We start from the raw sequence: 10039 nt of genomic DNA on the forward strand, positions 1-10039 counted from the left end.
CACCGACCGTGCGCCCCCGCACATTTCGCGCCAGACCCCCGCAATTCCCCCCGTAGGAGCCCGACCGAACCCCGGCCCGTGTCGAGCCGCCAGCCGGCCGCATCACCCGTCCCCCGCACCATCCCCGGATTCACCCCCCGTCGGGTCGCGCCCCGCGGCCCACCGTCCTGGAGTCTGGAGTACGGATGTCCACCGAGAACAGTGCGACCAGCGCCGGCACCGCCCCGCTCCCCCCGCTGCACTGCATGCGCCGGCTCGAACCCGGCCCGCCCCGCCTCGCCGCGCTGCCCACCGGCACGCCGGTCTGGCTGGTCAGCCGGCACGCCGACGTGCGCCAGGTGCTGACCGACCCGCGGCTGGGCCGCGCCCCGCTCTACGCGCCGGACGCCCCGCCGGTCACGGTCACGCCCAACATCCTGGACGATCCCCAGAGCATGCTGAACATCGACGGCACCGAGCACCAGCGGCTGCGCCGCACCGTGCAGCGGGCCTTCACCCCGCGCGCGATCGAGCGCTGGCGGCCGTGGGTGGCCTCGGCCGTCGAGTCGCTGATCGACGAGCTGATCGACCACGGCTCCCCCGCCGACATCATCGCGGGCTACTCCCGCCCGCTGCCGGTCGCGGTGATCAGCCGGCTGATGAACCTGGACAACCTGGACAGCAAGCGGCTCGCGCACTGGAGCGACCACGCGCTCTCCGCCACCGCCTACAGCGCCGAGGCGATCGCCACCGCGATGACCGAGTTCGCCGCCTTCGGCTCCGAGGTGATCGCCCAGCGCCGGGCCGCCCCCGGCGAGGACCTGGTCAGCGGCCTGCTCGCGGCCGCCGCCGAGGACGGCTCGATCACCGAGGGCCAGCTGGTCGCGCTGGTCATCGGCCTGGTCGTGGCCGGCCACGAGACCACCATGACCAGCCTCGGCAACGCCCTGGTCTACCTGCTCCAGGACGACCGCGAGGCCTGGCAGCGGCTCGCCTCCGACGAGGCCAGCGCCGTCGCCGCGACCGAGCAGCTGCTGCGCGCCGTCCCGCTCGGCGACCCCCAGGAGCACCTGCCCGGGCTGATGCGCCGCACCGTCGAGGACGTCGAGATCGGCGGCGTGGTCATCCCGGCCGGCAGCGTGGTCGCCGCCGACGCGGCCGCCGCCAACCACGACCCGGAGATCTTCACCGGGGACCTGCGCACCGAGCTGTTCTCCCCGCTGGCCGCTCCCACCCTCACCTTCGGCGCCGGCCCGCACCACTGCCTGGGCGCCTGGCTGGCCCGGATGGAGCTGGAACTCGCCCTGCACCGGCTGGCCCGCCGGCTGCCCTCGCTGCGGCTGGCCGACCCGGTCGAGCGGATCGACTGGCGGCGCGGCCTGCTCACCCGCAGCCCGAACTCCCTGCGGGTGGTCTGGTGACGGGCCGCGCGGACACCGATCCGGTGCTCGTCCGGGTCGACCGGGACCGCTGCATCGGCTCCGGGATGTGCGCCCTCAGCGCCCCCGACTCGCTGGCCCTCGGCGCGGACGGACTGGCCGCGCCGCTGGCCGGGTACGCGGACGGCGGCGCGGAGTTGACGGACGGGCTGAGCGAGGCCGTGGACTACTGCCCGGTCGAGGCGCTCAGCCTCCACTCGGCGCGCGGCGGCTACCGGATCGCTCCGGCGGAGTGACCCGGCGCCGGTGGCGCCCGACCGCGGGAGTTCGCGGCGGGCGCCGCCGGCGCGCTTCCCGAAGCCGCCAGGCCTTCCCGGCACTGTCAACCGATTAGCCGGGCTCATGGGTCGATGAGCTTATCGATCTTGTTCGGCCCCGCCGCCCGCTGGTGGGCTGGCCCCATGACAAACGCCGAAGCCCCCGCCCCACCAGCCGCCCCACCCACCGCGCACCGCTGGCCCCCGGTCCTCGCCGTCGCACTCGCCACCTTCACCGTGGTGTCCTCCGAGATGATGCCGGTCGGCCTGCTCACCCCGATGTCCCACAGCCTCGGGGTCACCGACGGGGTCACCGGCCTCTCCCTCACCATCACCGGCCTGATCGCCGCCGCCCTCTCCCCCTTCGCCCCGCTGCTCGTCGGCGCGCGCGACCGCCGGACCGTCCTGGTCGCCTTCATGCTGCTGCTCGGCCTGGCCGACGCGGTCACCGCGCTGGCGCCGGACTTCGCGGTGCTGGCCGCCGGCCGCGTCCTGCTCGGCGCCGCCATGGGCATCGTCTGGGGCCTCGCCACGAGCGTCGGCCCGCGCCTCGCCGACGGCCCGCGCCTCGCGCTCACCATGACGCTGATCTTCTCCGGCGTCTCCATCGCCTCGGTCCTCGGCGTCCCGCTGGGCACCTACCTGGCCGCGCTGCTCGACTGGCGCGCCGCGTTCTGGGCGCTCGCCCTGCTCGGCGCCGCCTCCGCCGCCGTCCTCGCCGCCACCCTGCCCGCGCTGCCCGTGCACGAGCGCGGACGGCTCGGCGGACTGGCCGGCGCCCTGCGCCACCGGGGCGTCGCCGCCGGGATCGCGATCACCGCGTTCGTCGTGCTCGGACACTTCGCCGGCTACACCTACATCCGCCCGGTCCTCGAAGCCGACGCGGGCCTGAGCACCGGCGTGATCGCCGCCTGCCTGCTGGTGTACGGACTCGCGGGCGTCGCCGGGAACTTCACCCTCGGCCCGTTGTCCGGGCGCCGCCCGAAGACCGCCGTCGCCCTCGCCCTGGCCGGGGTCGCCCTGGCCGCCGCCCTGCTCGCGTACGCCGGCGGCGTCGTCACCGTCCTGCTCGTCCTGGTCGTCTGGGGCGCCTCGTACGGCGGGGTGTCGGTCTCCACCCAGGCCTGGGTCCGCACCGCCGACCCGGCCCGGATCGAGGCCTCGGCGGCGGTCTGGGCGGGCGTGTTCAACGCGGGCATCGCGCTCGGCTCCTTCGCCGGCGGACTGGTCGTCGACCGGGCCGGGAACCGCGCCGTCCTGCTCACCGCGGCCGGGCTGGCGGCCGTCGGACTGCTGATCGCCCTGCTCTCCCGGCCCGACGACCGGCGGCCCTGACGGCGGCCCGATCACCGGCCCGGCCGGCCCGTCTGATTCCCCGCGGGCTCAGTCGAGGAGCCCGGCCAGCAGCTCGACGAACCCGGCCGCCAGCCGGTGCGGCCGCCGCTCGTGCTGGACCACCTCCAGCGCCGTCGGCTCCAGCCCGGGCACCGGCAGGAAGCGGATGTCCGGCCGCCGGACGTACGCCGTGCTGCGCTCGCACAGCAGCAGCCCCTGACGGGTGCCGGCCACCATCGACAGGCCCTCCTGGATGGTGGCCGCACCCGACGGGTAGGCCAGCTCGCGCCCGCCCGGCGTCCGCCGGGGCGCCTGCGCCCACCGCCAGTACTCGGGCGCCGGGCCGCGCGGCTCGATCAGCGGCACCCCGGCCAGCTCCTCCGCGCCCACCCCGTCCGCGCCGTCCGCCCCGCCGAGGCGCCGCTCGGCGGAGACCGCCAGGTACACCGGCTGGCGGGAGAACTCCATCAGCACGTCCAGGCCCGGCTCCCGGCACGGGGCGAGCACGATCGCCAGGTCCACCTCGCCCCGGGCGAGGTGCGAGAACGGGTCCGCCCACGGCAGTTCGACCAGCTGCACCGTGCCCTCCGGCAGGCGCGCGAGCACCCGGGCGACCGGCTCGTACACCGCGCACTGGAAGCCCAGCCGCAGCGGCCGCGCGGTGGCCGCGGCGGCCCGGGCCGCGTCGTAGCCCTCCCGGAGCCGCTCGAAGGCGGGCACCACCTGCTCGGCCAGCGCCCGCCCCAGTCCGGTCAACTCGACCCGGCGGCTGGTCCGTTGGAACACCGGTGCGCCGACCCTGCTCTCCAGGCGCTTGATCAGCTGGGAGACCCGCCCCTGCGAGACGCCGAGGCGCTCCGCCGTCCGCCCGAAGTGCAACTGGTGGACGAGGACGGCGAAGCACTCCAGCTCCTGCAGCGGCAGCTCGGGCAGGACGGGAGTCCCGGAGGCTCCGGGGGCCGGCGTCGGTCGTTCCACCTCGGCAGTCTACGCGGGCCGACCGGCCGCTCCGCAGGCCAGCAGGGCGCGCAGCTCGGCGGCCGGGTCGCCCTCGTGGTACGGGCGTTCGCTCTGCTCGATGTGGTCCAGGAACTCCTGGTACCGCAGGGCGTAGGACAGGTGGTAGAGCGGCTCGGCGAGTTCGAGGGCGCGCCCCGGGTCGGAGCCGGAGGCGTGGCGCTGCCAGGCCTCCGTCCAGACCCGGACATGCTGCTGCCAGGCCTCCTCGCCGAGGTAGGCGCGCGGGCGCAGCCCGTCCAGGGCGGGGTGGCCGAGGCAGGAGTCGGCGTAGTCGACGACCACCGTGCCGGCGCCGTCGGAGCGCCAGTTGCCGGGGTGGAAGTCGCCGTGCAGCAGCGTCTCCGGCAGGCCGCAGTCGGCGAGCCGGTCCAGCAGCCCGGGCAGGTCGGCGGCGAAGGCGGCCAGCCGGTCCAGCTCCTCGGGCGTGAGGTCGGTCTCCTCGGCGAACCGGTCCGCCAGGGCCGTCAGCTGGGCCGCCAGGGCGCGCGGGGTGCGGTCGCGCAGGCCGGCCAGGTCGGCCGGGCGGTCGGCGAGCGCGGCCTGGGCGGCGACGAGGCGGGGGACGACGTCGGCCACCGTCCCGGCGGACGGGCTCCAGCAGTCCTCGCCGGGGACGTGGTCGAGCAGCAGCCGGCCGGCGGAGGGGTCGGCGGCGAGGACGGTCGGGACGAGCCCGCGGTCGATGCCGCCGAGCAGCGCGATGACCTCGCCCTCGTGGGCGTTGAACGCGGGCGTCGTGGTCTTCAGCCAGGCGTCGGCGCCGGTGGCGGTGGGGAGGCGGAACAGGCCGGAGAGGTTCCAGGTCCGGATCTGCCGCGCGGGCCCGGCCGACGGACGGCCGACGGCGGCGAGCCGTGCCTCCGCCCAGTCCAGCGCCTCCCGCAAGCCGCCGGGCGTGGCCCAGGCGGCGCGGCGCTCGGCGGGGCCGAGCAGCGCGGCCGTCCCGTCGTCCGGGGCGCCGGCCGTGAGGGCGGTCGGCCGGCGCAGCGCCTCGGCGTGGTAGCGGACCCGCCCGCCGTGGCCCGGGTCCTCGCTCCGGCCTTCGACCAGGCGAGCCACCAGCACCGGCACCCCGGCCGCCTCGGTCGCCCGCGCGACCACCCCGTCCACCGAGGACCACCAGCCGACCTCCACCTCGAACGGGCCCAACTGCCCGAAGTGCTCGTCGCCGTAGGTGAGATCGACCGTCACGGTCCGGTTGCTCGCTCGCTGCATCGGAGCAGCTTCGCCCACCGGAGCGGCTCGGCGCGAACGAATTTCCGCCCGCCCGGAGCGGGGCGGAGCCGCCCCACCCGGGGCTAACCTGGGCCGGTGACACGGCGATCGGGCACGGTGGTGCTGATGTGCGGTCTGCCCGGGGCGGGCAAGACCATGTATGCGATGGGCCTCGTCCGGCGGGGCTACGCGCGGCTGTCGATCGACGAGGTGGTCTGGGAGCGGCTCGGGCGGTGCGATGCCGGGCTGGTCCTGCCGCGGGCGGAGTTCGACCGGCTCAAGGACGGGATCCGCCGCGAACAGCTCGTCGAACTGGTCGAGTTGATGCGGGCCGGCCGCGATGTGGTGGTGGACTACACCTTCCGCAGCCGCACGGCCCGGGACACCTACAAGGCGCTGGTGGAGAGCCACGGCTGCCGCTGGGAGCTGGTGCACCTCAAGGCCGACCGGGCGACGCTGGAGCGCCGCCTGGCGCTCCGCAACGAGCAGGCCGGCGCCAACTCCGCCTTCGTGACCGCGGAGCTGTTCGACCACTACTTCGACAGTTTCGAGGAGCCCCGGGGCGAGGGCGAGCTGGTCCTGCCGCAGCCCCCGCCCTGAGGCCCTGAACCGGTGCTACCGGATCGCCACCGCCGTGCCGGAGACCCGCACCCGGGTGTCCTCGGCCCGCAGTTCGACCCGCAGGACGCCCGGGCGGCCCAGGTCCTCGCCCTGGTGCAGGGTGAGCACCGCCGGGGCCGTCACCGCGCCGAGCTCCCGCAGGTAGGCGCCGAAGGCGGCCGCGGCGGCGCCGGTGGCCGGGTCCTCGACCACGCCACCGACCGGGAACGGGTCGCGGACGTGGAAGACCTCGGGGGCCTCCCGCCAGGCGAGCTGCAGGGTGGTCAGGTCGCGGGCGCGCATGTGGGCGGCGAGGCCGTCGAAGTCGTAGTCGAGCCGGGCCAGCCGCTCGCGGGTGGCGACCGGCAGGACGAGGTGGCGGGCGCCCGCGTAGGCGACGCGGGGCGGCAGGGCCGGGTCGAGGTCGGCGGCGGACCAGCCGAGCAGGGCGAGCGCCTCCGCGACGTCGGCCGCCGGCACCTCCTCGACCTTCGGCTCGACGCTGGTGAGGGTGGCGCGCAGCAGCCCGTCGGCCCCGCGCTCGACCCCGACCGGGACGTCCCCGGCCGCGGTCACGAAGACGTACCGCCCGGGGCCGACGTGCTCGGCGAGGGCGACGGCGGCGCCGACCGTCGCGTGCCCGCAGAACGGCACCTCGGCGAGCGGGCTGAAGTACCGTACGCGGTAGGCCCCTTCGGCCGGGCCGGCGGTCAGGAAGGCGGTCTCGGAGTACCCGACCTCGGCGGCGACGGCGAGCATCCGCTCGTCGGTCAGCCCGGTGGCGTCGAGCACCACGCCGGCCGGGTTGCCGCCCTCGGGGCGGGTGGCGAAGGCGGCGTAGCGGAGGATCTCAGGAGCGGCGTCGTCGGTCATGATCGGACGAACGCCTGCCGCTCGTCCGCTGTTCCCGCCCACCGGAGCACCGCTTCCACCGGAGCGGGGCCCCTCACCGCAGCACCGCCTCCAGGAAGTCCGAGCCGAGCCGGGCGCTGCCCGCCAGGTCGAGCTCGTAGAGCATGTACCGTCCGCGCCGCCGGGTCGTCAGCAGCCCGGCCTTGCGCAGCACGGCCAGGTGCCGGGACACCTCGGGCGCGCTGAGCTGCCAGGCGGAGGCCAGTTCGCCGGTGGTGTGCGGGCCGCGGGCCATGGTGCGGGCGAGGCGCAGCCGGACGGGGTGGGCGAGCGCCTCCAGGCGCTGCTGGACGAGGGCGAGCGAGACGGGCTCGGGCAGGCCGGCCTCGGCGACGGGGTACTGGAGGACGGGCCGCCAGCCGCTCGCGTGCACCACCAGCAGGTGCGGGCGGCCGAAGGCGGTCGGGATGAAGGTGACGCCCCCGGAGTCGGTGCCGCTGGTGGCGCTGTCCTGGAGCTTGTCGATGACGATCCGGCGCCGTCCGTCCCCGCCCTGGTCGAGCGTGACGGAGGGCGAGACGTCGGCGAGCGCCTCGGCGAGGCCGCGGCGGGCGAGCAGGTCGGCCTTGCGCCGGGCGTCGGCGGCGAGGTCGGGCAGGACGCGCTGCCAGGCGTCGGCGAAGAACGCGGACCGGCAGTCCTCCAGCATCCGCCGCACCAGGGCCCGGACGGCCGGCGGGTCGGCGAGCAGCCGGTCGGCGAAGGCGGCCTGCCGGGGGCCGCGGGCGAGGGCGAGTTCCCGGGCCCGCTCGTTGGCGTCCGGGTCGGTGAGCGGGGAGCCCATCCGGCGGGTGAGCCGGGAGGAGCCGCAGGTGGTGATGAGGGCGGCGGCGACGTACAGCTCGTCGTCGATCCGGTCGATGGCGTCGAGCTCCTCGTCGAGCGTGGCGCCGGGCAGGCCGGGGACGAGGAAGTCGGCGCGCGAGGAGCGCCAGAGGAAGTCGGCCTCCAGGAGCCGTTCGGACAGCTCGGGCGGGATCACGGCGGCGGTGCAGCCGGCCCAGCCGTGCAGCGCGGGGTGGTGCGCGGGCTCGGCGAGCACGTGCAGCATGGCGTTCAGCTCGCCGAGCGGGGAGGGCGTGAAGAGCAGGCGCTCGTCGGGCAGGCCGGTGATGTCGATCGTCAGGCTCATGCGCCCGCCTCTCCCCCGGCCTCCGGCCGGGGGTACCCCCGGCGCTCCGCAGGGGCATGCGCCCACACGCTGTTCCTGATGGTTCGCTCGCTCCGCTCACTCACGCGTTCGATCCTGTCACCCCGCCCGACGGCCTCCGCCGCGGATTGACGGTAAGCGTCAATCCGCGTGCCAGGCGGTCCGACCTGGGCGGACGGTACCGGCCATGAGCCTGATCCGGGAGAAGTCCGTCCACGACCACGCGGCCGCCCGCCACGGCGAGCCGCCCGCCCCGCCGATCGGCACGGGCCGCCGGGGGCCGTCCGCGCTGCTGGGCCTGCTGACCGCCGCCGGCGGGCCCCGGTACGCCGTCGCGCTGGCGGTGGACGCGGTGGGCGGCGGCCTGCTGCGGCCGTTCCTGCTGCTGTACGGCATCGGCGTGCTGCACCTCGGCGCGGGGGCGGCCGGGCTGGCGCTGTCCGCCGGGATGGTGGCGGGCCTGCTGGTGGTGCCGCTGACCGGCCGCTGGATCGACCGCGGCGCCCGCACCCTGCCCGCCGCCGTCACCCTGCTGGTGCGGGCGGCGGGTGCGCTGGCGCTGCTGCTCGCGGACGGCCAACCGGGGTTCACCGCGGCGGCGGTGCTGTTCGGGGTGGGCAGCCAGTCCTGGCCGACCACCCACGCGGCCGTGGTGAGCACGCTGACCGAGGGCCGGCTGCGGGACGCCGCGCTGGCCGCCGGGCGGTCGCTGCGCAACGCCGGGATGGGCACGGGCGCGCTGCTGGCCACCGTGGCGGTGAGCGGCGGAACGGGTGTGATCCGGCTGCTGGCCGGGGTGACGGGCGCGGCCTGCCTGGTCGCGGCCGCCCTGGTGGGCTCGCTGCGGGTGCGGGCCCCGCGGCAGGAGCGGCCGGCGGACACCCGGGAGCGGGCGGAGCCGCTGCGCCGGATCACCCTGCTGAGCCTCGCCAACGTGCCGTACGCGTTCTGCTTCGACGTGCTGGAGGTGGCGCTGCCCGCGCTGCTGGTGCTGCACCTGCACGCCTCGCCGGCCTGGTCCTCGGGCGTCTTCGTCGGCAACACGGTGCTGGTGATCGCCCTGCAGCTGGCGCTGGTGCTGAAGCTGGCGGACCGTTCGCGGCACACCGTGCTGGCGGCCTCGGGGGCACTGCTGGCGGTGTCCTACCTGGCCTTCTGGGCGGTCGGCTCGCTGGGCGGCGTGCCGGGGGCGGCGGGCGTCGCGGCGGTCTCGGTGCTGTACACGCTGGGCGAGATCCTCTACACCGGCTCGGGGACGGCGCTGGTGGCGTCCGTCGCCCCGCCGCACCTGCTCGGCCGGGCGCTGGCGCGCTGGGAGCTGTCCTCGGGGGTGGGGCGGGCGGCCGCGCCGACCGTGCTGACGGCGCTGCTGGCCGCCGGTCCGGGGGCGCTGTGGGCGTCGCTCGCCGCCGCCACGGCGCTGGGGGCGCTGGCGGTGCTGCGGCTGGGTCCGCGGTGAAGGCCGTGGCCCCGACCCCGGTGGGATGATCGGCCCCATGGCTCTCACCCCGCACCAGCAGCACCTCCGCGACCGGATCATGGCCGCCGGGGTGACCGCTCCGCCGGAGCCGTGGCGGCCCGTCGGCCGGGGGATGATCGCGGTCGGCGGGCTGCTCGGCATCGGCTTCGCCGTCCACCCGGAGAGCGGGCACGACCTGGTGCTGACGGTCTCGCACAGCGGCCACGGCCTGTTCGACGCGGTGACCGGCCTCAAGCTGGCCCGCGACCACGAGCCCGCCGAGGCCCCGGACGGCCAGGACCTCGCCTGCCCCGGCCTCGGCCAGGTCGCGGACGTGCGCATCCCGGTGGCGGGGACGTGGGGCGGCGGGCTGCACACCGCCGCTGACGGGGGCTGGCACATCGAGGTGGTCGCGCCGGAGTGGCCGCACCACCGGGTGCTGCTCGCCAGCGGCCGGGGGCCGTGGCAGGGCGAGCACGGCGAGAGCTGGTGGCTGGTCCTCGACTCCTCCTGGTCCACCTTCCGCGCGGCCGGCTTCTCCCCGACCGGCCGGACCCTCGCGGTGGCCACCAGCAGCGACCTCACGCTCTGGACCCGCGGCTAGGGCCTGTCTTCAAACTCGCGTCTGCGGGGCGACGCCGGGGCACGCACCTCGCCGCGTTGTCGTCGGTCG

At 76.5% G+C, this 10039-nt stretch carries 10 protein-coding genes; 6 read left to right on the plus strand and 4 right to left on the minus strand.

Annotated features, from left to right (window positions below):
* Nucleotides 1-185 precede the first annotated feature (185 nt).
* From ACLWS4_RS36310 to ACLWS4_RS36320, 3 genes are all read left to right on the plus strand, one after another.
* A complete protein-coding gene (locus ACLWS4_RS36310) occupies nt 186-1400 on the plus strand; it encodes a cytochrome P450 (RefSeq protein WP_387829669.1) in 1215 nt (404 codons plus the stop codon).
* Nucleotides 1397-1654: a ferredoxin gene (locus ACLWS4_RS36315; RefSeq protein ID WP_074005728.1), complete on the plus strand. Its 258-nt coding sequence runs from the start codon at nt 1397-1399 to the stop codon at nt 1652-1654. Before ACLWS4_RS36310 ends, ACLWS4_RS36315 begins: the two co-directional genes overlap by 4 nt.
* A 165-nt stretch (nt 1655-1819) precedes the next feature.
* Nucleotides 1820-3010, plus strand: a complete 1191-nt coding sequence (locus ACLWS4_RS36320; RefSeq protein WP_416876362.1) for an MFS transporter — start codon at nt 1820-1822, stop codon at nt 3008-3010.
* 48 nt (nt 3011-3058) lie between these two features.
* Here ACLWS4_RS36320 and ACLWS4_RS36325 read toward each other — a convergent pair whose 3' ends face one another.
* Both ACLWS4_RS36325 and ACLWS4_RS36330 read right to left on the minus strand, forming a co-directional pair.
* Complete coding sequence (locus ACLWS4_RS36325; RefSeq protein WP_416876363.1) at nt 3059-3988, minus strand: LysR family transcriptional regulator; 930 nt, start codon at nt 3986-3988, stop codon at nt 3059-3061.
* Between the two features lie 9 nt (nt 3989-3997).
* Nucleotides 3998-5245 carry an aminoglycoside phosphotransferase family protein gene (locus ACLWS4_RS36330; protein WP_416876364.1) on the minus strand — a complete coding sequence of 416 codons (1248 nt, stop codon included), beginning with the start codon at nt 5243-5245 and terminating at the stop codon, nt 3998-4000.
* A gap of 96 nt (nt 5246-5341) precedes the next feature.
* Here ACLWS4_RS36330 and ACLWS4_RS36335 point away from each other — a divergent pair, with 96 nt between their 5' ends.
* Nucleotides 5342-5845 carry an AAA family ATPase gene (locus ACLWS4_RS36335; protein ID WP_416876365.1) on the plus strand — a complete coding sequence of 168 codons (504 nt, stop codon included), beginning with the start codon at nt 5342-5344 and terminating at the stop codon, nt 5843-5845.
* A 15-nt stretch (nt 5846-5860) separates the two neighbouring features.
* Here ACLWS4_RS36335 and ACLWS4_RS36340 read toward each other — a convergent pair whose 3' ends face one another.
* Both ACLWS4_RS36340 and ACLWS4_RS36345 read right to left on the minus strand, forming a co-directional pair.
* Nucleotides 5861-6718, minus strand: coding sequence for a PhzF family phenazine biosynthesis protein (locus ACLWS4_RS36340; RefSeq protein ID WP_117492913.1), 858 nt, complete (start codon nt 6716-6718; stop codon nt 5861-5863).
* A gap of 73 nt (nt 6719-6791) precedes the next feature.
* Nucleotides 6792-7889 carry a DUF5937 family protein gene (locus tag ACLWS4_RS36345; protein WP_074005731.1) on the minus strand — a complete coding sequence of 366 codons (1098 nt, stop codon included), beginning with the start codon at nt 7887-7889 and terminating at the stop codon, nt 6792-6794.
* Nucleotides 7890-8094: 205 nt separating this feature from the next.
* On the opposite strand from ACLWS4_RS36345, the gene ACLWS4_RS36350 reads away from it, so the two are divergent.
* Nucleotides 8095-9366 (plus strand): MFS transporter, encoded by a 1272-nt coding sequence (locus ACLWS4_RS36350; RefSeq protein WP_416876366.1) that lies wholly within the window; start codon nt 8095-8097, stop codon nt 9364-9366.
* Between the two features lie 37 nt (nt 9367-9403).
* Nucleotides 9404-9970, plus strand: a complete 567-nt coding sequence (locus tag ACLWS4_RS36355; protein ID WP_416876367.1) for a hypothetical protein — start codon at nt 9404-9406, stop codon at nt 9968-9970.
* Nucleotides 9971-10039: the final 69 nt, after the last annotated feature.

The organism is Kitasatospora sp. SC0581, from assembly GCF_048159585.1.
Classification (GTDB): domain Bacteria; phylum Actinomycetota; class Actinomycetes; order Streptomycetales; family Streptomycetaceae; genus Kitasatospora.